General features: G+C 50.7%; 22 protein-coding genes. All 22 read left to right on the top strand.

The genetic code is table 11. The features are described 5' to 3' along the window. The first annotated feature begins 115 nt into the window (after nt 1-115). The 22 genes from rpsA to GN234_RS09890 all read left to right on the top strand — a co-directional run bounded on the left by rpsA (nt 116) and on the right by GN234_RS09890 (nt 24,546). Nucleotides 116-1,807: a 30S ribosomal protein S1 gene (gene rpsA / locus GN234_RS09995; RefSeq protein WP_053120388.1), complete on the top strand. Its 1,692-nt coding sequence runs from the start codon at nt 116-118 to the stop codon at nt 1,805-1,807. A 233-nt stretch (nt 1,808-2,040) separates the two neighbouring features. Further along, nucleotides 2,041-2,319 (top strand): hypothetical protein, encoded by a 279-nt coding sequence (locus GN234_RS09990; RefSeq protein ID WP_163854819.1) that lies wholly within the window; start codon nt 2,041-2,043, stop codon nt 2,317-2,319. Nucleotides 2,320-2,463: 144 nt separating this feature from the next. Next, nucleotides 2,464-2,760 (top strand): integration host factor subunit beta, encoded by a 297-nt coding sequence (gene ihfB, locus GN234_RS09985; protein ID WP_003199243.1) that lies wholly within the window; start codon nt 2,464-2,466, stop codon nt 2,758-2,760. 26 nt (nt 2,761-2,786) lie between these two features. After that, nucleotides 2,787-3,011 carry a lipopolysaccharide assembly protein LapA domain-containing protein gene (locus tag GN234_RS09980; RefSeq protein ID WP_176688392.1) on the top strand — a complete coding sequence of 75 codons (225 nt, stop codon included), beginning with the start codon at nt 2,787-2,789 and terminating at the stop codon, nt 3,009-3,011. A gap of 163 nt (nt 3,012-3,174) precedes the next feature. Beyond that, a complete protein-coding gene (locus tag GN234_RS09975; RefSeq protein ID WP_176688391.1) occupies nt 3,175-4,230 on the top strand; it encodes an LPS O-antigen chain length determinant protein WzzB in 1,056 nt (351 codons plus the stop codon). 1,182 nt (nt 4,231-5,412) lie between these two features. After that, nucleotides 5,413-6,669, top strand: a complete 1,257-nt coding sequence (locus GN234_RS09970; RefSeq protein WP_176688390.1) for a lipopolysaccharide biosynthesis protein — start codon at nt 5,413-5,415, stop codon at nt 6,667-6,669. A 32-nt stretch (nt 6,670-6,701) separates the two neighbouring features. Then, nucleotides 6,702-7,700, top strand: coding sequence for a UDP-N-acetylglucosamine 4,6-dehydratase (inverting) (pseB, locus tag GN234_RS09965; RefSeq protein ID WP_176688389.1), 999 nt, complete (start codon nt 6,702-6,704; stop codon nt 7,698-7,700). 3 nt (nt 7,701-7,703) lie between these two features. Beyond that, nucleotides 7,704-8,861, top strand: a complete 1,158-nt coding sequence (pseC, locus tag GN234_RS09960; protein ID WP_176688388.1) for a UDP-4-amino-4,6-dideoxy-N-acetyl-beta-L-altrosamine transaminase — start codon at nt 7,704-7,706, stop codon at nt 8,859-8,861. Beyond that, entirely contained in the window at nt 8,858-10,483 is a 1,626-nt protein-coding gene (locus tag GN234_RS09955; RefSeq protein WP_176688387.1) for an aldo/keto reductase, read from the top strand. The genes pseC and GN234_RS09955 overlap by 4 nt, the downstream gene beginning before the upstream one ends. 2 nt (nt 10,484-10,485) lie before the next feature. After that, a complete protein-coding gene (locus tag GN234_RS09950) occupies nt 10,486-11,286 on the top strand; it encodes an SDR family NAD(P)-dependent oxidoreductase (protein WP_218950899.1) in 801 nt (266 codons plus the stop codon). Continuing rightward, nucleotides 11,280-12,401: a UDP-2,4-diacetamido-2,4,6-trideoxy-beta-L-altropyranose hydrolase gene (pseG, locus tag GN234_RS09945; RefSeq protein WP_176688385.1), complete on the top strand. Its 1,122-nt coding sequence runs from the start codon at nt 11,280-11,282 to the stop codon at nt 12,399-12,401. Before GN234_RS09950 ends, pseG begins: the two co-directional genes overlap by 7 nt. Further along, complete coding sequence (gene pseH / locus GN234_RS09940; RefSeq protein WP_176688384.1) at nt 12,394-12,924, top strand: UDP-4-amino-4,6-dideoxy-N-acetyl-beta-L-altrosamine N-acetyltransferase; 531 nt, start codon at nt 12,394-12,396, stop codon at nt 12,922-12,924. The genes pseG and pseH overlap by 8 nt, the downstream gene beginning before the upstream one ends. Nucleotide 12,925: 1 nt before the next feature. Beyond that, entirely contained in the window at nt 12,926-13,984 is a 1,059-nt protein-coding gene (gene pseI / locus GN234_RS09935) for a pseudaminic acid synthase (protein ID WP_176688383.1), read from the top strand. Beyond that, complete coding sequence (locus GN234_RS09930; RefSeq protein WP_176688382.1) at nt 13,974-14,873, top strand: hypothetical protein; 900 nt, start codon at nt 13,974-13,976, stop codon at nt 14,871-14,873. Before pseI ends, GN234_RS09930 begins: the two co-directional genes overlap by 11 nt. A 32-nt stretch (nt 14,874-14,905) precedes the next feature. Beyond that, complete coding sequence (locus tag GN234_RS09925; RefSeq protein WP_176688381.1) at nt 14,906-16,048, top strand: hypothetical protein; 1,143 nt, start codon at nt 14,906-14,908, stop codon at nt 16,046-16,048. A 22-nt stretch (nt 16,049-16,070) separates the two neighbouring features. Then, nucleotides 16,071-17,189, top strand: coding sequence for a GDP-mannose 4,6-dehydratase (gene gmd, locus GN234_RS09920; protein WP_176688380.1), 1,119 nt, complete (start codon nt 16,071-16,073; stop codon nt 17,187-17,189). A 2-nt stretch (nt 17,190-17,191) separates the two neighbouring features. Further along, nucleotides 17,192-18,166, top strand: coding sequence for a GDP-L-fucose synthase (fcl, locus tag GN234_RS09915; RefSeq protein WP_176688379.1), 975 nt, complete (start codon nt 17,192-17,194; stop codon nt 18,164-18,166). Between the two features lie 97 nt (nt 18,167-18,263). Next, nucleotides 18,264-19,673, top strand: coding sequence for a mannose-1-phosphate guanylyltransferase/mannose-6-phosphate isomerase (locus GN234_RS09910; RefSeq protein WP_176688378.1), 1,410 nt, complete (start codon nt 18,264-18,266; stop codon nt 19,671-19,673). A 6-nt stretch (nt 19,674-19,679) separates the two neighbouring features. Then, nucleotides 19,680-20,429, top strand: coding sequence for a glycosyltransferase family 2 protein (locus GN234_RS09905; RefSeq protein WP_176688377.1), 750 nt, complete (start codon nt 19,680-19,682; stop codon nt 20,427-20,429). After that, nucleotides 20,426-21,385, top strand: a complete 960-nt coding sequence (locus GN234_RS09900; RefSeq protein WP_176688376.1) for an NAD-dependent epimerase/dehydratase family protein — start codon at nt 20,426-20,428, stop codon at nt 21,383-21,385. The genes GN234_RS09905 and GN234_RS09900 overlap by 4 nt, the downstream gene beginning before the upstream one ends. 34 nt (nt 21,386-21,419) lie before the next feature. Further along, complete coding sequence (locus GN234_RS09895) at nt 21,420-22,436, top strand: MraY family glycosyltransferase (protein WP_176688375.1); 1,017 nt, start codon at nt 21,420-21,422, stop codon at nt 22,434-22,436. A 115-nt stretch (nt 22,437-22,551) separates the two neighbouring features. Next, the gene (locus GN234_RS09890; RefSeq protein ID WP_176689578.1) at nt 22,552-24,546 is read left to right on the top strand and encodes a polysaccharide biosynthesis protein; all 1,995 of its coding nucleotides are present in this window, start codon (nt 22,552-22,554) and stop codon (nt 24,544-24,546) included. Nucleotides 24,547-24,578: the final 32 nt, after the last annotated feature.

Genomic DNA, 24,578 nt, shown 5'->3' with positions numbered 1-24,578 from the left:
AAGCTCCGCAGGGGACCAGTCATAGTCCTGCGGTGCTTCTTTTATATGAAACTAACCCACACCGTCTGGGGTGTGGAGGCGGGCGTATTCTTCGCCCTAATCAACAGGAATTAAAATGAGCGAAAGCTTTGCGGAACTCTTTGAAGAAAGCTTGAAAACCCTGAACCTTCAGGCAGGCTCCATCATCACCGGCGTTATCGTTGATATCGATTACCAAGCTCGCTGGGTAACCGTTCACGCTGGTCTGAAGTCTGAAGCACTCATCCCGCTTGAGCAGTTCTACAACGACGCTGGCGAACTGAACATCAATGTTGGTGATGAAGTTCACGTTGCGCTGGACTCGGTTGAAGATGGTTTCGGTGAAACCAAGCTGTCCCGTGAAAAAGCCAAGCGCGCTGAATGCTGGATCGTTCTGGAAGCGGCCTTCGCAGCTGAGGAAGTGGTCAAGGGCGTTATCAACGGTAAGGTTAAAGGCGGCTTCACTGTCGACGTTAACGGCATCCGTGCGTTCCTGCCAGGTTCCCTGGTTGACGTCCGTCCAGTGCGCGACACCACGCACCTGGAAGGCAAAGAGCTGGAATTCAAGGTCATCAAGCTGGACCAGAAGCGCAACAACGTTGTCGTTTCCCGTCGCAGTGTCCTGGAAGCCGAGAACTCCGCCGAGCGTGAAGCTCTGCTGGAATCGCTGCAGGAAGGCCAGCAGGTCAAGGGTATCGTCAAGAACCTCACCGATTACGGCGCATTCGTCGATCTGGGTGGCGTCGATGGCCTGCTGCACATCACCGACATGGCCTGGAAGCGTATCAAGCATCCTTCGGAAATCGTCAACGTTGGCGACGAAATCGATGTCAAGGTTCTGAAGTACGATCGCGAGCGCAATCGTGTTTCCCTGGGCCTGAAGCAACTGGGCGAAGACCCATGGGTTGCTATCAAAGCCCGTTACCCAGAAGGCACCCGCGTCACCGCTCGTGTTACCAACCTGACCGACTACGGCTGCTTCGCTGAGCTGGAAGAAGGCGTTGAAGGCCTGGTACACGTTTCCGAAATGGACTGGACCAACAAGAACATCCACCCTTCGAAAGTCGTACAAGTCGGCGACGAAGTGGAAGTCATGGTTCTGGACATCGACGAAGAGCGTCGTCGTATCTCCCTCGGCATCAAGCAGTGCAAGTCCAACCCATGGGAAGACTTCTCTGGCCAGTTCAACAAGGGCGATAAAATCTCCGGCACTATCAAGTCGATCACCGATTTCGGTATCTTCATTGGTCTGGACGGCGGCATCGACGGCCTGGTTCACCTGTCCGACATCTCCTGGAACGAAGTGGGCGAAGAAGCCGTACGTCGTTTCAAGAAGGGCGACGAGCTGGACACCGTTATCCTGTCGGTTGACCCAGAGCGCGAGCGCATCTCCCTGGGTATCAAGCAACTGGAAAGCGATCCGTTCTCCGAGTACGTTCAAGAGAACGACAAAGGCGCAATCGTTAAGGGCATCGTGAAAGAAGTTGACGCCAAAGGCGCCATCATCACCCTGGCCGACGATATCGAAGCGACTCTGAAAGCCTCCGAAATCAGCCGTGACCGCGTTGAAGACGCGCGCAACGTGCTGAAAGAAGGCGAAGAAGTAGAAGCCAAGATCATCAGCGTTGACCGCAAGAGCCGCGTAATCCAGCTCTCCATCAAGTCGAAAGACGATGCTGAAGAGAAAGAAGCAATCCAGAGCCTGCGCGACAAGCCAGCTGCTGACATTGCTGCTGGTCCTACCACTCTGGGCGACCTGTTGCGTGCACAAATGGAAAAACAGAACTGAGTTCTGTCAGACCATAGAAAAAGGGCGACTTCGGTCGCCCTTTTTTGTGGGCGCAATATCTACAAGCGCTCTGCTCCCTATAAGCCGTTGTCGATGGTGGAGTTCATTCGGGGCGTTGCGAAACCAACCTTGCAACCAAGGTGTCTCTTTTATGAAGCAGATCATTAATCCAATCAGGGCCAGGCTCTGATTTGTATAAATGATCGATCCGGGTCTCTGTCTAAAGGAACTGAATGAACAGGCTCTTTTTGGTGTTGGGTGTCTTGGTATTGGCGGGTTGCTCTACGAGCGCCAAGACTCATGCAGTGCGTGGAGTCAGCGGTATCGAGGTCGACTGTTCAGGATTGGGCTCTGGCTGGGAGAAGTGCCATAAGAGGGCTGCAAGGGAGTGCAAGGGTGCTGGCTACAAGGTCATTACCCGATCAGACGATGCCAAGGATGACGATCAGTACCCTTTTGGTTTCAATCCCGCTGGCTATCTGACTCGCACGATGCTGGTCATCTGTCGATAGCTTGAGAAAATCTCCCTATCTGCATGGAAAGAGGCGACAAGGGAGCAAAGAAGAATGTCAATACTTGGGCTGTTCAAATCCCTCCGGTCATGCTAAAACCTTTTCAAGCGATTTTCCTAGCTGCTTGAAAAAGAAGGGAAAAATATGACGAAGTCGGAGTTGATCGAACGAATTGTCACCCATCAAGGGCTACTCTCATCCAAGGATGTGGAACTGGCCATCAAGACCATGCTTGAACAAATGTCCCAGTGCCTGGCGACGGGGGATCGTATTGAAATCCGTGGTTTTGGCAGCTTTTCCCTGCATTACCGAGCCCCGCGGGTAGGTCGTAATCCGAAGACCGGTCAATCCGTCAGTCTTGACGGAAAGTTTGTTCCTCATTTCAAACCTGGTAAGGAGCTTAGGGATCGTGTGAATGAGGAGGAGGGGGATGAGCTTTAACCAGAAGACCATGCAAAGGTGGCTTCATGCGGAACTTTAAACGCTTGGCGCTTGTCGTAGCTGCGCTGCTCGTGGCGTCTGCCGTTATTCTTTTCGTGCTTGAGAATACTCAGCCTGTCGCCCTGTTTTTCTTGGGTTGGTCGACCCCACAGTTGCCGATTTCGGTTTTTGTGCTGCTGGCGCTACTCGCTGGTATGATGCTAGGGCCGTTACTCGCATGGTTCGTGAGTGCGCGTCGACGGTTGAAATAAATGGATGTGTGAGCCCAGTAGTCTTGGTAAGGATCACTGTCTACAATTTTTTCTGACTTTGGGTGCGTTTTGTTCGTATTTAATCTAACTCAGTTTGCTGTTGTGTCCGATATTTTCAACACGACTGTTGTGTCTGCGAGCGTGATGCCCTGCGAGGCTATTTATGCAAAGTGATCGTATTGATGCGCGTCGCGAAGATGAAATTGATCTGTTTGAGCTGGTTCGGGGGCTTTGGGCTCAAAAATGGCTGATTTTGGGTGTCACTTTTTTGGTCACTGTTGGTGCAGGTTTTTATGCGTTTCTTAGTAAGCCTGTCTATGAGGCTAAGCTTTTTATCATGCCGCCTACTCAGAATGATATTGCTGAGTTAAATTACGGTCGTGGGAAAAGTACGGAGCTGGAGATTTATTCTATCCGGCATGTTTATGATGTTTTTGTTCGCAATCTTCAGGCGGAGAGACTTCGTCAGAAGTTCTTTAATGAGGTTTACCTTCCTTCGCTTGATGAGTCTAGGCGGAAGGGGACGCTTGAGAGCTTGTACGAGCGCTTCTCCCGAGAGTTGGTAATAAAGGGGCCTGGTAAAGATACGCCTGATCGTTTCTCGATTGCTGTTCAAGGTGCCGATCCTGCTCAAGCCACGGAGTGGGCAAAGAGTTATATCCAGCGTGCTAGTGAGGCTGCTGAGTCGGAATTAATCAAAAACGTCACGGCCGAAGCCTCGGTCAGGGCGCGTAACCTAGAGCAGCGAATTGTCAGTTTACGCGAGAATGCACAGCGCGTACGCGAGGACCGTATTCAGCAGTTGCGCGAAGCGTTGAAAGTTGCTAAGTCCATTGGCCTGACTACCCCAGCAATTAACTCCACCGCCGCAGTGGATATCACCGTGGAAACGGGAAACAAAATGGACTATCAGCGGGGAAGTAAAGCGCTGGCGGCTGAGATTGATGCGTTGGAGACTAGATCTTCCGATGATGCTTTTATTAACGATTTGCGTTCATTGCAAATGAGGTACAGCTTTTATCATAAATTAAACATCGACGCTGAAAGTATTGCGGTGTATCGGCAGGACGGTAGTGTTGAGGTGCCCGAGAATCCGATAAAACCTAAAAAAGGCTTGGTCTTGGTATTGGGGGTCTTGGCGGGGTTGCTATTGGGCGGGTTTGCCGCATTGATCAGGTTTGTATTGCTTCGCAATGTGGAAGTGCAACGAGGTGGCTAAGCCAGTCTCGATTGAATACCACTTTGCCGACATGAGTATGTAAAGAATAAGTAATGTCTGTTCGGTTTTATTGAGGCTGTCGGTATTAGGTGTTATCCAATGGAAGCAGGCTTTTTGATGCGGAAGGAAAACTCTACGCGCTGCTGGTCGACTGATCTTTAAGTCATGCACTGGCTCGCTTAGTGTCTTTTGGCGGTATTGGTGTTAGGTGTGTGACCGCCTCGGTGGTCATGTCTTGTGCAAAAAAGATAAACTGTCAGGCGAAAGCGGTTCTGGTTATCTATGAGCATTGCCTGGATCGGACATCCAGCGTGTACGTGGGAAACCTTAAAACCATTTTGCTCGAGAGCAGGCATAATACGCGCAGGCTGATTGTGCCTCCTGAGTGGTTGCTGGCCAGGCCCAACTAGGTCATTACACCGAGCAGGGTGACATGCTGATGGTTGCCGTCGCTTAACCAGAATGGACTGTGGAGCAGGTTGATCACCTGGTATGAGAAAGGAAGGGAAATGCAAGCTAGACCACGCTACCCAAGTCCCTGATGATCCAGGCCAACGTGGGGCTCTCCTACAGTGCAAGCCTCGTCAAGATGAGAATGTGTAAGACAACCTTGGCCGGCAAGGCTACCAGTGCGTGTGTTCGACATGCAGGCGTGAGCGCATCGTGTGTCGACAACTGCGGACTAACACCGAGTCGTTGTTTCCTGTTTATCTGTTCATTCAGATGGGGGCCATGATTGGGGAAAAGTACGGTCCGCGCCGCGGCGCTGCTCGAATAATCGCGTTTGGTGGCGGCCGCTTCACGCAGCCGATGAGCTGATTTTTCAACTGCTACAAAGATCAAAATCCGATGTAGGAACACCCTTCTGTCTGGGTGGAAACGTCCGTGTCCTCCACTGCGATCACGCTGGGATAGGCGCTGTGTATCTGGCCATGACGGGGGATGAACGAGTCATTTTGCTGGTCAGTATGCTCAGTTGCCAACAGCAAACCAGCGTACCGTTGGCGGCTGTTATTGCAGCCTAATAAGCAGTCATGGGGGGAGGCGATATAGTTAAGTGATCGTTTTCTCAGGAAAACGACGGTAATCCTTGGGACGGCAGCGTGCCAAGGGTCAAACACAGGGATAAAAAGTGCTTTTTATGCGACTGCTATCAGGTGCGAACGTGAATAGACCAATCTAATGCCTGCTCGAAATTTTTTACAGATTTCCAATGTTGCAATTCGTGGCTTGACGCTTGTCAGCAAATTTTTGCTGATTTTTTTTCTTGCCCGTTTTCTAGAGCCGGCCGAGCTAGGAATCTATGGCTTGTTGGCCGCGACCGTTGGTTATTCGCTGTATTTTCTCGGGTTCGATTTTTATACCTATAGCACTCGTGAGCTGCTCAAGCGCGAGCGTCACGAGTGGGGTGGGCTACTCAAAGCGCAAGGGGCTTTGACCCTGATGCTGTACGTCATTTTTTTGCCGTTGCTGAGCTTGGTTTTTATCAAAGGCTTGCTTCCAATGAAGGTTATTGGCTGGTTCTTCGTTTTACTGATACTTGAGCATCTGACTCAGGAATTGGGTCGCTTGCTGATCGCGATTTCTGATCAACTCTTTGCGAGTCTGATACTGTTTTTTCGGTCGGGGGTCTGGGCCGTCCTGATCACGGGATTGATGTTTGTTGAACCCGAGACGAGAAATCTGGACATGGTATTTGGAGCTTGGACGCTGGGATCGGCGGCAGCGCTTTTTTTGGGTATATATCGCGTCAAGCGCATGGAGCTATCTGGTTGGCGGCAAGGTGTTGACTGGTCCTGGATCGTCAAGGGATTAAAGGTAGCGTCCGCATTGCTGATTGCGACCTTGGCCATTCGGGGGGTTTTCACCCTGGACCGTTATTGGTTCCAAGATTTGGCGGGATTGGACGTGCTCGGTGCCTATGTCTTGTTCATGGGCGTCAGTATGGCGTTGATGTCATTTCTGGATTCGGGCGTATTTGCCTTCATTTATCCAGGGCTGATCAGCGCCTACCAGCAGCGCGATCCAGTCGGTTTTCATCAAGGTATACGCAGATTATTGCTGCAGACCGTTGGTCTTTGCGGCGCTTTTTCGGTAATCGCACTGGTTATGATAGGCCCATTGCTGGCTTGGCTAGGCAAGCCGCTTTACAGTGAGCAGCAGGGACTTTTCGTCTGGATACTTTTGGCTACGGTGCTCTACGCGCTGGGCATGATTCCCCACTATGGGTTATATGCCCAAGGTCGTGATCGACCGATCATTCATAGCCACCTGGCCAGTCTGATCATTTTTGTTCTGGCGACCTGGAGTTTTGTGCAAATCTGGCCTCATCTTGCGGTGCCGCTAGGGCTGTGTACCAGTTTCTTTGTCGTTTTGTGCTGGAAGTCGTGGAGCTTCTATCGCCTCACGCCAGCACCTTACCGTTTATTTCAATCCTGACTTCGTGCAGGAAGCAACCAAGGGACGCGTCAATGTTCACCAATAAAACCATTCTCATCACCGGTGGTACCGGCTCTTTTGGTAACACGTTTGTGCCAATGACCCTGGCCAAATACAACCCGAAAAAGATCATCATCTTTTCCCGAGATGAAATGAAGCAATGGGACATGGCGAAGAAATTCGAGGGTGATTCCCGCGTTCGATTCTTCATCGGCGACGTCCGCGACAAGGAGCGCTTGTACCGCGCCCTGGACGGTGTTGATTATGTGGTTCACGCAGCGGCGACCAAGATCGTGCCAACCGCAGAATACAACCCTTTCGAGTGCATCAAGACCAACATCAATGGCGCGATGAATCTGATCGATGCCTGCATCGACAAAGGCGTCAAACGCGTTGTCGCATTGTCCACCGACAAGGCCAGCAGCCCGATAAACCTGTACGGCGCCACCAAGTTGGCGTCCGATAAGCTGTTTGTTGCCGGTAACTCCTACGCCGGTGGTCACGAAACCCGCATGGCGGTTGTGCGTTATGGCAACGTGATGGGGTCGCGCGGATCGGTGATCCCGTTCTTCATGTCGATCAAGGACAAAGGTGAATTACCAATCACCGATGAACGTATGACCCGTTTCATGATCTCCCTGGAGGAGGGTGTCGAGCTGGTTTGGCATGCCTTCGAAGACATGGAAGGTGGTGAGATCTATGTGAAGAAGATCCCATCGATGAAGGTGACAGATCTCGCTCGTGTCGTTGCACCTGAAGCTACCCAAAAGATCGTTGGCATTCGTCCTGGCGAAAAACTGCATGAGCAGATGATCAGCGCCGAAGATTCCTACTACACGTACGAGTACCCTGAGCACTTTAAGATTCTGCCGGTTATCAACGAATGGGCGACCTGCCCCAAACGAATCAAAGACGGCAAAAAGGTCGCTGAAGGCTTCGTTTACGCCAGTGATAACAACACTGAGTGGATGAGCGATGAGGATCTGAAAAACTGGATCACCCTCAACGAAGCCAAGATCGGGAGTATCTGATACATGATCCCCTACGGTCGCCAGGACATAACCCAAGCTGATATCGATGCGGTGATAGGGGTGTTGCAATCCGATTTCCTCACCCAAGGGCCTATGGTGCCCCGCTTCGAGCAGCAGGTTGCCCAGCATGTGGGAGCCAGCCATGCGCTGGCGGTGAACAGCGCGACGTCCGCGTTGCATATCGCTTGTCTTGCACTGGGATTGGGTCCTGGTGATCGTTTGTGGACGAGCCCTATAACCTTCGTGGCCTCTGCCAATTGCGGTCTTTATTGCGGCGCGCAGGTTGATTTCGTTGATATCGATCCTCGCACCTACAACCTCTGCCCACTGGCGTTGGAGCGCAAGCTGGAGCAGGCCGAGCGAGAGAATGCGCTGCCCAAAGTTGTCGTGGTGGTTCATCTCTGCGGGCAGCCCTGCGACATGAAAGCAATTCACGGGTTGGCCAAGCACTATGGGTTCAAAGTAATCGAAGATGCCTCCCATGCCATTGGTGGCAAATACCAAGGCGAATTTATCGGAAACGGAAAGTACAGCGACATTACTGTATTCAGTTTTCACCCTGTAAAAATCATTACTACTGCCGAAGGCGGCATGGTTTTGACCAACAATGCAGCGCTGGCCAATAAAATGGCTCTGCTGCGTAGCCACGGTATTACCCGCGATGCGCAACAGATGACTCATGAATCGGATGGTCCCTGGTACTACCAGCAGATTGATTTGGGATTCAATTACCGAATGACCGAACTGCAGGCAGCCTTGGGCGTCAGTCAGATGGAGCGTCTGGACGAATACGTCGGCCGTCGCCATCAATTGGCTGCACGTTACAACGATCTGTTGGCGACTTTACCCGTCACTGTTCCTTGGCAACACGCTGACAGCTACTCGGGTCTGCATCTTTATGTGATTCGTTTACAGCTGGATAGAATCAGCAAGACTCATCGTCAGGTGTTTGAATCGCTGCGTGAGCAAGGAATTGGCGTGAACCTGCATTACATCCCGGTTCATACCCAGCCTTACTATGCGCAGATGGGCTTCAAGCCTGAGGACTTCCCGGCGGCGCAAGCGTACTACCGCGAGGCCATTAGCATCCCGATGTTCCAGACGATGAGTGACGAGCAGCAGGATCAGGTGATTGCCTCGTTGCGAAAGGCTGTTTTATGACAAGCGTTGCAGTACTGCAGGCGAGGACTTCTTCGTCTCGCCTTCCCGGCAAGGTGCTATTACCCATCAATGGTATTCCGCTGGCGGTATTGGCGGCGAAGCGTGCGGCTAACACCGGTCGAGAAGTGATCGTAGCTACCTCTAGCCAGGCCAGTGACGATGCGCTCGCCGATGTGCTCGATATGCATGGTTTGAATTGCTTTCGGGGAAGTCTGGAAAGCCCTCTGGAACGTATAGTCCTAGCGTTGGACGCGTACCCTGACAACACCATTGTTTTTCGTTTGACTGCGGACAATGTTTTTCCAGATGGTCACTTGCTGGATGAAATCGAAGAAGCCTTCGTTCAGGGCGAGTACGAATATCTTTGTTGCAATGGTATAGAGTCCGGTTTGCCCTACGGGGTCAGCGCTGAAGTTACCCGACTCGAGCATCTACGCTGGGCGTTGGACAATGCTGTCGACGCTTTTGATACTGAGCACGTAACGCCTTTAATCATCAGACGCTTTGGTCGTTGTTATTTTGAGCGTTATAAATTTCGCGAGCTGGGATTGTTGCGCTGCACAGTCGACAATCTTGACGATTATCTTGTGGTCCAAAGGGTATTCAGCTCGGTTACAGATGCTGTAAACGTACCTTGCCAGGAGTTAATGCGAAGGCTGGAAGTCTCACCGGACGGGCCAGTCGTGGCTCAAGCGCCCGATAAGCTGGTATTTGGCACTGTGCAATTGGGACTGAACTATGGAGTCAGTAATAAAACCGGTCGTCCTGATCTTGCCCTTGCTTGTATTATGCTTCGCACCGCTGTGATCAACGGCGTCAAGTATATCGATACTGCGCGTGCCTACGGTACTAGTGAGGCTGTTGTTGGGGCAGCTTTCAAGGGTGGATGGGAAGGACGGGCAACTGTCATTACCAAACTCAGCCCTCTGGCTGATTGCCCAGTAGATGCTGACTCCTTGTGGGTGCGAGCGGCTATAGATGCCAGTATTTTCGAATCATGCCACCATTTGGAATCAAAAACGCTAGATGTAGTCATGCTGCACCGTGCTGCCCAGCTTGTTCAATGGCAAGGGGCTGCTTGGGAAAGACTCTCTGAGTTACGACAGCAAGGCGTCATCGCTGCACTGGGTGTTTCTGTGCAGAACCCAGTAGAGCTGCAATGGGCGTTGGCAGAACCGCTGGTCAGTTATATCCAATTGCCATGTAACCTTCTGGACTGGCGTTGGGACGACTCGATACCGCTTATTGAGGAGGCCAAACAAGACCGCTCGCTCATAATCCATGTGCGCAGCGCCTTGTTACAAGGACTGTTGGTTAATGAAAATGAGGTGAGCTGGCGTTCCGCTCATGTGGATGATTCGGCGACGGTGCGTGAATGGTTGAGTAATCAGGTTTCGACCTTAGGGCGCGCCAGTATTGTAGATCTCTGTTTCGCCTACTTGCGAGCATTGACCTGGGTCGATGGGGTCGCAGTAGGAATGGAAAATATCGAACAGCTTTCGGAAAACCTGAAGCTGTTCTGTAAACCCTCGTTAGAGCCCGGGCAAATAGCAGCTCTACAAGCCTCCCGTCCTCGGTTGACGGAGCAGGCATTGAACCCTGCATGCTGGTTGAGGGGGTGAGATTGAACAACGGAACCGAGTTGTTTTCATTGGCTGGCAAAACCGTACTGATAACTGGCGCTACAGGGTACCTAGGCATTGCGATGAGCAATGCTGTGGCTGCTGCAGGCGCGCATGTACTGGTCAATTCCCGTTCCTTTGAGCGTGCTACTTTGCTAGTTGAGGAATTGTCGAACCAAGGCTTTTCCGCCGAGCTGGCTGTATTCGATGTGAGCGACGAAATACAGGTGCGGGATTTTATGGACGGGTTTGCTCCGCGTGAACTGCATGTATTGATCAATAATGCCTACGCCGGGGGCGGTGGAACGGTGGAAACCAGCAGCGGTGAGCATTATCTCGATGCTTATGAAGTGTCATTGGTGGCCGCTCATAACGTTTTAAAATGCGCCCTGCCGGCGATGCGCCGAGCTGTGCGCTCTTCGGGCGAGGCATCGGTCATCAATGTCGGGTCGATGTATGGCATGGTCAGCCCGGATGCTCGAATCTATGACTCTGCGGCCGGAACCAATCCTCCTTTTTACGGTGCAGCCAAGGCCGCGATGATCCACTGGAGCAAATACGCGGCATGTGAGTTTGGCAAGGAAGGTATTCGTATCAATTCAATTTCGCCTGGTCCATTTCCGTCGATCCAAGTACAACAGGCCGCTCCTGAGTTTATTGCCAAACTCGCACAGAAGGTTCCTATGGGGCGTATTGGCCAAGCCAAAGAAATAATGGGGCCGATACTCTTTCTTGCCTCCTCGGCAGCGTCTTTTGTAAACGGTACCAACGTAGTCGTGGACGGTGGTTGGACGGCATGGTGAACAAGACCACCGTAGCTTTTCGGGTGGACGCCTCGCTGCAAATAGGTAGCGGACACGTCATGCGTTGTCTGACGTTGGCCGAAGCTCTTCGGGATGGGGGGGCGAAATGTCACTTCATTTGCCGTGAGCATCCAGGGCACTTGCTGGATTTGATTTGTAGCAAGGGGTTCAATATTCATCGTTTGAGCACGGTTGACAGCGCCGTCTCCTCAGGCAGGCCAGCTTTACAACGCGTTGAGCCGGCTCATGCTCATTGGTTAGGTGTCGCTCAATCAAAGGATGCGGAAGTCTGCCGAAAGATCCTTGAGGATGTGAAACCTGACTGGCTAGTCGTCGATCATTACGCCTTGGACACGCAATGGGAAACGGCGCTTCAAGCGTTCGCCCTCCGTCTTTTGGTAATTGACGATCTCGCTGATCGCAAGCACATCTGTGATTTATTGCTTGACCAGAATCTGGGGCACACAGAGCTGGACTATGCGGCATTGGTGCCCAACGGCTGCCGGTTGATGGTCGGTCCGCAATATGCGCTCCTGCGACCTGAATTTGCCAGACTTCGCAAGCAAAGTCTGGAACGGCGAGCCTCTCCAAGCCTTCAACATATTTTGGTTACGATGGGAGGAATTGACCAGGCGAATGCTACTGGACTGACGTTGCAAGCCTTGAAAATGTGTCCTTTGCCAGTGAGCTGCCGGATCAGCGTTGTGATGGGACTCAATGCACCTAACTTGGCGGAAGTAGCTGACGCGGCGACTAATATGCCATGGCCGACCGAAGTGCTGGTAAATGTTACCGACATGGGGGAGAGAATGGCCTCGTCGGACATCGTTATCGGTGCAGCAGGAGGTACCTCCTGGGAGCGATGCTGTCTGGGTGTCCCCACAATAATGGTGGTATTGGCGGATAATCAAAAGTCAGGTGCCGAGGCGCTGTTAAGTTCTGGATGTGTTGAACTGATCGAAAAGGTTCGGGATATTCCCGTGCAATTGCCAGCAGCTATACGTGCCTTGGCGAACGAAAGTACATTGTCGGCGCTGAGCGAAAACGCACGTAGAATCTGCGACGGCTTGGGGGTTCAGCAAGTTCTCAAGCAAATGAGTGATATGAATGGATAGTTCGCAGGCAATGCGTTTAGCGATACGTAAGATGACAGCGAATGATCTGAATGTCGTCCGGGCTTGGCGTAATCATCCAGAGATTCGTCGTTATATGTACACCCAGCATGAAATCTCAATCGAAGAGCATCGCGCGTGGTTTGAGCGAGCCTCCCAGGATTCAAAAAAACACCTATTGGTTTTTGAGGTAGGCGAAAAACCTCAAGGCTTTGTGAATATAACGGAACTTAGCTCGTCCGCAGTGGCGGACTGGGGATTCTACATTGCACCGGACGCTGTTAAGGGTACTGGCCGCCAGCTAGGGAAAGCTGCTCTGGATTATGCTTTTAATCACCTCAATCTGCATAAGGTTTGTGGTCAGGCACTTGCATTCAATGAACGGTCAATTCAATTTCATCATGGTTTGGGATTTCAGCAGGAAGGCGTTCTGCGCGATCAGCACTATGATGGCGAAAATTATCATGCGGTCATCTGCTTCGGTTTATTGAGCGATGAGTGGCAGTCAGGCAATAGGAATCAATAATATGACAAATCCTACTATTACAATTGCAGGTCGAACGATCGGTGTTGATGAGCCGCCGTATATAATAGCTGAGTTGTCTGCTAACCATAACGGTAACTTTGAAACCGCAAAGAGAATTATCGAAGAAGCCAAAAAAACTGGTGCTGATGCGGTCAAGTTGCAAACCTACACGGCCGATACCATTACGCTGGATTGCGACTCTCCAGATTTCAAGATCAACGGTGGACTTTGGGATGGGCGGACACTTTATGAGCTTTATCAAGAAGCTCATATGCCTTGGGAGTGGCACGCGCCGCTTTTTGATTATGCGCGTAAATTAGACATTACAATCTTCAGTTCTCCGTTCGATAATACGGCGGTCGATCTGCTGGAAGGGTTAAATGCTCCAGCCTATAAAATTGCATCTTTTGAGGCTATTGACTTACCACTCATCAAATATGTTGCCAGCACCGGTAAACCCATGATTATTTCCACTGGGATGGCTGACGCCGAGGAGATAGCAGAAGCTATTGAGGCTGCTCGTGAGGGAGGTTGTAAAGAGCTGGCAGTATTGCACTGTGTAAGTGGTTATCCTGCCCCGGCGCATGACTATAACCTGCGTACAATACCTGACATGATCCAGCGTCACGGGCTGGTGACTGGTTTGTCCGATCACACATTAGATAATACTACTGCAATAACCAGTGTTGCACTGGGTGCTTCAATCATTGAAAAGCACTTTACTCTTGATCGGAGTGGTGGTGGCCCTGATGACAGTTTCTCTCTTGAGCCTGCAGAACTCGTAGCTTTGTGTCGGGACAGTAAGACTGCATGGGCTGCGTTGGGAAGGGTTGATTATGGCCGGAAATCTAGTGAGCAAGGGAACGTGCAGTTTCGGCGGTCATTGTATTTTGTGAGAACTTTGAAAGCAGGCGACGTCATCACTGCTGATTCGGTGAGGAGCGTCAGGCCAGGATTTGGCTTGCATCCAAAGCTAATGGACTCCGTGGTGGGTAGCGTGACGACTCGAGATATTGATAAGAATACTCCTGTCAAGATAAAAGATTTTTATGTTAAGTAAAAAAAATATCAGAGTGGCTCTCGGAAAGTTACCGCTGCCACTTCAGCTCTTGTGTGCACGGCTAATACTTTGGCTTGAATCCATTTTGCAAGAGGTGCGAGCTTCCAAGCTGAAGCGGCTGGGGATGCAGGAGTTTGTTGCTTCTGCTAATAAGTTCGACTCTTCGCTTGAATGTCATATCCTGGCGTCAGGTTGGAGTCTGAATCACTCCTATGAAACTATCGATCGTGCAAAATCGTTTGTTATAGGTTTCAATTTTTCATTTTTGAAATGTAATGATCCCGACTTGCATTTCATTGAGAATGCGTCAGTTAAGGATTTGCGTTTTTTTGTGAATACCTATCAAACATTTTTTGCTTTGGAGAAACTTAATGTTTATGCGAATGCAAAAGTTATTTTCAAGAACTTATCTGAATTAAAAAATTCGATGGGTCTTATCGGTACGCTGTATTCGGATAAAGCATTCTTTATAAAGGATCGACATTTCAGGATTTTTGGCAACAAAGGCGTTGCTCCCATAGTGGCGCAGATGTGTGCGGAAACCCAAGGCTTGCCCCAAGCAGTATCCAGTGTCGTTGGTTTGGCTGTTTTGGCCAAAATGATGGGTTTTAAGAAGATTATCGTTCACGGTCTGGATTTTCAGGGGCCGCACTTTTATGGACGTGACGCTTCTGAGATTATTTTCAATAATGGGGCGTTGCCGCAACCGATAAATCCAGATGAGGGTGGCTTCGAGTTGCATAAAACCGCGATCGGCGAGAACGGTGTCGGAGTGGTGGCGGTAATAAAAGCGCTAAAGCACGAGCTAAAAAAATACGGTGTAGAAATATTGGCGGCAAGTAAGTTGTCTCCATCGGCCGAAATTCTGGGGTGGGCTGAGTTGGAATGATGGCAGGCATTAATTTCGTGAGGAAGATTTAAATGGCCGCTGTCCTTCGAGGTAGCGCATTTTTTTATGCGTGTATTTATATTGTTCTTTCTGCGTTGGCTTTTTATTACGGAGAAATTAGTTATCGTACGGGGGCAGTGGCCGTTGGAGTCGTTGTATTCGCTGTCATGCTTTCGGTTTCTCGAGGACGAAGTGGCTTATCTTTTTTCGGTCTAGTGCTTTTGTTTTTCTGTTTGTTTATTTTTTCGTTGTTTAACTATGATTGGTCAGAATACAGAAGTGTCTTCACGGTCTTTGTTTTCGTTTCAGGACTTGGTATTGCCTGGTATGCAGTGGAGTTTCGGAAGACGTGGGTATTCTTTGAGCTTCCCTTCTTTATGTTCTTGACTGTTACGATCTGGCTGATTCTGGTGAAGGGGTATGGGGCGGCAGAGTTTAACAAGGTGCTTGTCGGGTCGAGTCGAAATGTATATTCTGGAATATTGTTGGCGCTTGCAAGTGGGTATATTTTTTCCCGAGAGTATGCAGGTAAGTCTATATCGGTGATCTTGTTTGTTTTGGTGTTCTTGATAAGTATTCCTTTGTATAGTCGTAATGGGGTTTTTGTTTCTTTTGTGCTTTTGTTATGTGTCTTATGGAGGAAAAGTATTCTCGCGTTTTCGGTAATGGCTGTTATGGGTTTTGTTGTTTTGGTTGTGGGGTGGGAGTATTTTTATGATCTTGTGCAGTCTCGTACAAATTTGGCTGCGGGGTTGGAAAGTGATCGATATTATATTGCTCAAGATTATTTTGCACATTTGGATCTGGTTGGTTTTTTTGCTGGAGTAAATTTAACAAGCGTACCGATGGTCGAAGCCTTTGGTGGTAATCCTCATAGTGCTTTCTTGCGACTGCATTCTTTTTTCGGTGTTTCAATATTTTTCTTCCTCTTTATCGTTGGTGCTTCATTTGTCAGATTAATTCTTGACAAGCAGTATTTGTTGATGGTTGTGCTTTTTTTGTACCTGTTTCGAGCTGCGTTTGATATATTTTATTTGTTTAACTTAATGGATTTTTTGGTTTTTCCGCTGGTTTTCTATTGGTATTTCAGGCGGTTTACACCCAATTTTAGAAGAGAAGTGATATTGCTTCCTTCGCATGGCGAGGCGGATTCGTCTGTCGTTGCCAGAACTTAAAAATGACTGGGAGAATGGGAGCATGAAAAGAGCTTTAATTACCGGGGTTACAGGGCAAGATGGGTCCTATCTGGCTGAACTGTTACTTGAGAAAGGTTACGAAGTCCACGGCATCAAACGTCGAGCTTCCTCCTTTAATACTCAGCGTGTCGATCATATCTATCAGGATCCACATGTCGATAACCGTAATTTTGTCCTTCATTATGGCGACCTGAGCGACTCCTCGAACCTCACCCGGATCATCAAGGAAGTTCAGCCGGATGAAGTCTACAACCTAGGGGCCCAGTCTCACGTTGCCGTGAGTTTCGAGTCTCCTGAATACACCGCTGATGTCGATGCGATGGGCACCTTGCGGATCCTTGAAGCGATTCGTTTGTTGGGGTTGGAGAAAAAAACCCGTTTTTATCAAGCATCGACTTCTGAACTGTATGGCCTGGTGCAGGAAACTCCGCAACGGGAAACGACTCCTTTCTATCCGCGTTCTCCGTATGCCGTGGCAAAACTCTACGCCTACTGGATCACAGTGAACTACCGCGAAGCCTATGGTATGTATGCCTGCAATGGCATCTTGTTCAACCATGAGTCCCCACGTCGTGGCGAGACTTTCGTGACGCGCAAGATTACCCGGGCCTTGGCGAACATTTCTCAAGGGCTGGAGCAGTGTCTGTTTCTAGGCAATATGGATGCGTTGCGCGATTGGGGGCATGCAAAGGATTACGTACGCATGCAGTGGATGATGCTGCAGCAGGACCAACCGGAAGACTACGTGATCGCCACCGGTGTGCAATATTCGGTACGTGAGTTCGTGCGCTGGTCCGCAGCTGAGCTGGGGATTACCTTGCGCTTTGAGGGCGAGGGTGTAGAAGAGCGCGCTGTGGTCGAGCGCATTGACGGCGAGTTGGCACTGGCGTTGAATGTCGGGGACGTAATAGTACGTGTTGATCCGCGTTATTTCCGGCCCGCCGAGGTTGAAACCTTGTTGGGGGATCCTAGCAAAGCCAAGAAGAACCTGGGCTGGGTGCCGGAAATCACCGTGCAGGAGATGTGTGCCGAAATGGTCCGCGAAGACCTCAAGGTCGCTCAGCGCCATGCCTTGCTCAAGCAACACGGTCATGATGTTCCGGTCGCTGTGGAGAACTGATGATGTCCCGTGAATTGAACCAGAACATTTTTGTCGCGGGCCATCGAGGTATGGTCGGCTCGGCCATCGTGCGCCGCCTTCAAGCCCTGGGTTATCGCTCCGTTCTTTGCGCCGGACGGGACGAACTGGATTTGCTGGATCAGCGAGCGGTACGCGCCTACTTCGCCGAGCACCGAATTGATCAGGTGTATCTTGCGGCGGCCAAAGTCGGAGGAATTCATGCTAACAATACGTTCCCCGCGGACTTCATTTACGACAACTTGATGATTCAGTCGAATGTGATTCAAGCGGCTCACGCGTCGGACGTCCAACGGTTGTTGTTTCTTGGATCTTCCTGCATCTACCCCAAGCATGCGATTCAACCTATGAAGGAAGACGCGTTGCTGACCGGAGTTCTGGAACCGACCAACGAGCCTTATGCGATCGCCAAGATTGCCGGGATCAAGTTGTGTGAGAGCTATAATCGCCAATATGGTCGTGACTACCGCAGTGTCATGCCAACCAATCTTTATGGACCTCATGATAATTATCATCCACAAAACAGCCACGTGATTCCGGCATTGCTTCGCCGCTTCCACGAGGCCGTGCAGGCGGATCAGGCCGAAGTGGTCATCTGGGGTAGCGGCAATCCGATGCGTGAGTTCCTGCATGTCGATGACATGGCAGCGGCCAGCGTCCATGTTATGCAGCTTGATGGTGCTACTTATCAGGCCAATACCCAACCAATGTTGTCGCATATCAACGTGGGGACTGGTAAAGACTGTACGATTCGCGAGCTTGCAGAAACCATCGCCAAGGTCACCGGTTTCAAGGGGCAGCTATCTTTCGATGCAAGCAAACCTGATGGTTCCCCGCGCAAGTTGATGGATGTCTCGCGGCTCCGTGCACTGGGCTGGCAGGCCACCATAGATCTGGAAGACGGGCTGGGCGATGCTTATCGCTGGTTTGTAGAGCATCGGTTGGAAGCCAGGGATTAATGCACTGCAGACTGGATTTATCAGGCTATTGATGTAAATAAGCCTATGAATAAAAAGAATTTAATGGCAACTCGATAGCTGCAAAGGACGATTTTGTATGTTTCTTCCAGTAATCATGGCTGGCGGCTCGGGGTCTCGCCTCTGGCCATTGTCTCGCCAGCTCAATCCCAAGCAATTTCTGCCGTTGATTGATGCCGAGCAATCGCTGCTTCAGTCGACAATCAAGCGGCTGGAGGGGCTTGATCATCATCTGCCGATACTGATCTGCAATGAACAGCAGAGATTCCTTGCGGCAGAGCAATTGCGACAGCTTGACATGGAGGAAGCCCGGATTTTGCTTGAACCGGTAGGGCGCAATACTGCACCGGCTATTGCGCTCGCAGCATTGCAAGCGACTGCTGGCGGAGATGATCCGATTCTGCTGGTTCTTGCTGCCGATCATCTCATTCAAGATATTGAAGCGTTCCACGCCAGTATTGGCCATGCTTTGACACTGGCTGAATCGGGTAAATTGGTGACGTTCGCGGTGTTGCCTACTCATCCAGAAACCGGTTTTGGCTATCTGGAAAGGGGAAAGGAACTGGCTCTTGGCGGTTACGTTGTCAGCCGGTTCGTGGAAAAGCCCGACTCAGCTACTGCCCAAAGATACTTGGACAGCGGCCAATACTTTTGGAATAGCGGCATGTTCATGTTTCGAGCAAGCCGTTATCTGGAGGAGTTGGGGCGTTTTGCGCCGAATATTCTCCATGCTTGCCGTGCCTCTTTTGCAAGTGCCCGGCAGGATATGCATTTCACCCGTGTCGACGCCCAGACGTTCGGGGCTTGCCCGGAGAACTCAGTTGACTACGCGGTGATGGAACGTACGTCCGATGCGGTAATGGTACCGCTTGATGCTGGATGGAGTGACGTGGGGTCGTGGACGGCGCTATGGGACACTGCTGACAAGGATGCCGATGGTAATGTGCTCAAAGGCGATGTGCTGACTGAACGTACAAGTAGTAGCTATGTACATGCCACTCATCGACTTGTCGCAACCATCGGCGTTGATGATCTTGTGATTGTTGAAACCAAGGACGCGGTGCTCGTTGCGCATAAGGGTGACGTCCAAGACGTAAAAAAAATAGTCGACCAACTGAAAAATTGTAAACGCACTGAATATGCAAATCATCGTGAAGTTTATCGTCCATGGGGCGTTTATGACTGCATAGATAATGGCCCGCGTTATCAAGTTAAACGCATTACAGTTAATCCCGGCGCGAAGCTATCGGTACAAATGCACCACCATCGTGCAGAACATTGGATAGTTGTGAGCGGCACTGCACGTGTAACCAATGGTGATAAGAGCTATCTCGTAACGGAAAACCAGTCTACTTATATCCCTGTGGGCCAGGTCCACGCGTTGGAAAACCCAGGCGTGATACCGTTAGAGTTGATTGAGGTTCAATCAGGTACTTATTTGGGCGAGGATGATATTGTCCGGTTTGAAGATATATATGGTCGGAGTTAGGTTGCGTTGAAAATCTCGATAATTACTGTTTGTTATAATGGTGTTGACACAATTAGAGATACCATTGAGTCTGTTCTTGCGCAGCAATATAAAAATATCGAATACATTATCGTGGATGGCGCCTCGAAAGATGGAACTCTGGATGTAATATCCGAGTATGATGGTCGGATTGCCAAGGTGATAAGTGAGCCGGATAAGGGCATATATGATGCCATGAATAAGGGTGTCAGGGCCGCAACAGGTGATTATGTTGGTATCTTGAACTCGGATGACTTTTTTGCTGGGGATCACGTCATCCAAGATCTGGTTACGCACTTGCAAAATAACCCTGGCGCGGATGCTACTTACGCAGATCTCGTTTTTGTACAGCGTAAGCAGACTGAGGTTGTTATCCGAAAATATTCTTCAGCAGGTTTTTCTCCGTGGAAAATTCGTTTTGGTTTTATGATTCCTCATCCGACTTTTTATGCGCGGCGCGAGCTTTTTCAGCGGTTCGGTGATTATAAGTTGGGCTATCGCGTTTCCGCTGATTTCGAACTGATGGCACGGTTTTTTCCAAAAAATGTAAGAATGGTAAGGCACGATGCGGTCATGGTTAAGATGCGGGACGGCGGAATAAGTACAACGGGTTTTTGGTGGCGAATTCACCAAAATCTCGAAATTGTCAGGGCTTGCCGGGAAAATGGCATTTATACCAATATTTTACTGGTTGCTATGAAGGTTCCGTTCAAATTGGCGAGCTATCTAAAAAAATGAGACCAACTAAACGGATTCTACTTACAGGTAGTACGGGTTTTGTCGGGAGCAGGTTACATGCGGTTCTCGGCTCTACCTATTCCGTTGTAGCGGTATCCCGTTTGCCGCAACTTGCTTCGGACGGTTCCCAGACGATCGGTGTCGGTGATCTTTCGGGTGATACTGCGTGGGCCGATGTTTTACAGGGTGTTGATTGCGTTGTGCATGTTGCTGGTCGAGCTCATAAATTAAATGACAAATGTGAAAATCCTTTGTTGGAGTTTAGGAAGGTAAACGTTGAGGCGAGTCTCAATTTGGCGCGACAAGCCCACGACGCAGGTGTGAAGCGATTCGTTTTTATCAGTTCAATCGGCGTTCATGGAGCGAATACGACAGGGACGCCTTTGGATGAGCTCTCTCCATTAATGCCCCATGCCGATTATGCACTTTCAAAATTGGAAGCAGAAAACGGGCTAAAGAGTATTTCGATAAAAAATGGTATGGAGCTGGTTGTTATTCGTCCACCATTGATTTATGCCGGGCATGCGCCAGGAAATTTTCAGGCCTTGTTGAAGTTAGTGGCCAGTGGGTTGCCACTTCCTTTTCGGGGGGTAGAAAATAGGCGTAGCATTATTGCTTTGGACAATCTGGTTGATCTGGTGTCTCTATGCGTTGAGCATCCGGCGGCTGCCAATCAAACCTTTCTCGCGTCTGATGGGGTTGATGTGTCGACTCCTCAAATTATTCGCTGTCTCGCAAAGGGAATGGGGCATGAGGCGAGATTGTTTCCTGTGCCTGATGGGTTGATTAGTAAGGTTGCTCGATTAATCGGGCGTGAAACGACATACGATCAGCTTTATGGCTCCCTTGTGGTTGACTCGAATAAAGCCCGTAGCCTTTTGGGATGGACACCCTCGATAGCTCCAGACGAAGCGTTATTCAGGGCTGGGAAAGATTATTTTTCTCGCGCTCGTTAAGCTTCCTCTTTCTATAATGGAAACTGTTTATTCTATGTCTCCTTGGTTAATAATTCCTCTCGCGGCTGCGCTGTCACTCCTCTTGACCGGTGCATTGCGTAGATATGCCCTCGTCCGAAGTATCATCGACATCCCCAACGCCCGTAGCTCACATACAGTCCCCACCCCTCGTGGTGGCGGCGTGGCGATCGTCCTAAGCTTCCTGTTGGCCTTGCCCATACTAGCAACTACCGGCGTTCTGCCTTGGTCAGCCATGTGGGCAATGCTTGGAGCGGGCTCTGGGATCGCTGTGCTGGGATTCTTGGACGATCATGGTCACATCGCTGCCCGCTGGCGGTTGCTCGGTCATTTCGCGGCGTCGATTTGGGCGTTGTATTGGTTGGGCGGTCTGCCGGCAATCAGCTTGTTTGGTCTTGAACTTGAATTAGCTTGGTTTGGGCACGCCCTGGCAGTCTTCTACCTGGTCTGGATGCTCAACCTCTACAACTTCATGGACGGTATCGACGGTATCGCCAGCGTCGAGGCAATTTGCGCTTGCCTCGGGGCTTGTCTGCTTTACTGGTTGGGGGGCTTTGATAGCTTGATTGCGGCGCCACTGGTACTCGCAATGGCAGTGGGAGGGTTTCTTTACTGGAATTTCCCTCCCGCACGAATTTTTATGGGGGACGCAGGAAGCGGATTCCTCGGCATCATCCTTGGTCTGTTTTCGTTGCAGGCAGCTTGGACTTCACCCAAGCTGCTTTGGGTCTGGCTAGTTTTGTTGGGTGTGTTCATCGTCGATGCAACCGTCACCTTGATACGACGCTTGTTACGAGGCGATAAGGTGTATGAAGCCCACCGCAGTCATGCGTACCAATTCGCTTCGCGTCAGTATGGCCGTCATTTGCCGGTAACCGTGGCGGTGGCGGTGATTAACCTGTTCTGGCTTCTGCCTCTGGCGGCATGTGTCGTTTTGTGGCACATGGATGGCGTGTTGGCTTTGATAGTGGCTTATGTTCCGTTGGTGCTGCTTGCCGTCAGGTTTCATGCTGGTGAGCTGGAGAAGCCCTGATTTCAGGGTAAGGTTCGCGGTTTTTCCTTATCGGTTGTCTAAGAGACGGAAATATAATTGCGTGCTGTATAGGGATGCATTGTTTTAGGAGCTGACCAAGGTGCGTGAAGAGGTTATGGATAAAATAAGATCGGCTCTGTTGGGGCTGCCAAGACGCCACAAGCGAGCAATCCAAGTAGCCACCGATGTGGTTTTGGTTTGGTTCGCCTTGTGGCTGGCATTTGTCGTTCGACTGGGTGTCGAGGCGTTAGCCAGCCCAATCGAAACACATCTGTGGCTTTTCGTATCCGCTCCGCTGATCGCTATTCCAATTTTCATTCGCTTTGGGATGTACCGCGCTGTCATGCGTTATTTTGGCAACGATGCGCTGATTACTATTTGCAAGGCGGTCAGTCTTTCAGCTTTGTTGTTGGCGCTTTTGGTGTATTGGTACAGCAACCATAAAACCGTGGTGCCACGCTCCATTATTTTCAATTATTGGTGGTTGAGCCTGATCATGATTGGCGGCTTGCGCCTGATGATGCGGCAGTACTTCCTGGGGGACTGGTTTACCGCAGCCCAGCATGTACCGTTTACCAACCGGGATGACGGACTGCCCAAGGTTGCTATTTATGGTGCCGGGGCCGCAGGTAACCAGCTCGTGGCTGCGCTACGCATGGGGCGGGTGATGCGGCCGGTGGCATTCATTGATGATGACAACAGCATCGCGGACCGCGTGATCGCTGGGCTACACGTCTACGCGCCCAAGCATATCCAGAAAATGATCGATACAACCGGTGCGCAGGAAATTCTGCTGGCGGTGCCTTCCTCTTCACGTGGGCGCCGTCGGGAGATATTGACGTTGCTTGAAGGCTTTCCGCTGCATGTCCGCAGCGTTCCCGGGTTCATGGACCTGGCCAGCGGCAGAGTCAAGGTCGACGACATCCAGGAAGTGGACATCGCGGACCTTCTCGGGCGCGATCCGGTTCCCGCGCAACCTGATCTGTTGGAGCATTGCATTACTGGCCAGTCGGTTCTGGTCACTGGAGCCGGTGGTTCGATTGGCTCCGAGCTTTGTCGACAAATCCTGGCACTGAAACCGACTACCTTGCTGCTGTATGAGCATAGTGAATTCAATCTCTATAGCATTCTGTCTGAACTTGAACCTCGAGTTAATCGGGAGTCGTTGTCGGTTCGGTTGCTGCCTATCCTTGGATCGGTACGAGACCAGGACAAACTGCTGGACGTGATGAAGACCTGGAATGTCGACACGGTCTATCACGCCGCGGCCTACAAACATGTGCCGATGGTCGAGCACAATATCGCCGAAGGCGTCCTGAACAATGTGATCGGTACGTTGAATACGGCACAGGCTGCGTTGCAGTCTGGTGTGTCGAACTTCGTGCTGATCTCCACGGATAAAGCGGTGCGCCCGACCAATGTAATGGGTAGTACCAAGCGGCTTGCAGAACTGACCTTGCAGGCCCTTAGTCGCGAGCTGGCCCCCGTGTTATTTGGCGATAAGGCCAACGTCTCAAGGGTCAATAAAACCCGCTTCACCATGGTCCGGTTCGGCAATGTGTTGGGTTCATCCGGTTCGGTTATTCCACTGTTCCACAAACAGATCAAATCCGGCGGGCCGTTGACCGTCACGCATCCAAAAATCACGCGTTACTTCATGACCATCCCCGAGGCCGCTCAGTTGGTGATTCAGGCGGGTTCTATGGGGTTGGGCGGAGACGTTTTTGTGCTGGATATGGGCGAACCGGTAAAGATTGTCGAGCTGGCGGAAAAGATGATTCATCTGTCTGGCTTGAGTGTCCGTTCGGATAAGAACCCCCACGGAGACATTTCAATCGAGTTCACCGGCCTGCGCCCAGGCGAGAAGCTTTACGAGGAGTTGCTGATTGGCGACAACGTCGTCGCCACGCAGCACCCAATGATCATGAGTGCCAACGAGGACCATCTGTCTTGGGATGCGCTTAAGATCAAGCTGGCCGAGTTACTGGCCGCCATTGAGCACGATGACTACACCAGGGTCCGCCAGCTGCTTCGGGACACGGTCAGTGGTTACGCCCCGGACGGCGAGATTGTCGACTGGATCTACCAGCAACGCCGCCTCGAACCCTGATTGTTACATATGCTGTAACGTACACATTTTTG

Origin of the sequence: Pseudomonas bijieensis (genome assembly GCF_013347965.1) — a bacterium.
Taxonomy (GTDB): domain Bacteria; phylum Pseudomonadota; class Gammaproteobacteria; order Pseudomonadales; family Pseudomonadaceae; genus Aquipseudomonas; species Aquipseudomonas bijieensis.
Note: the sequence above shows the minus strand (reverse complement) of the source record. Positions and strands in the feature narration are given on the sequence as shown.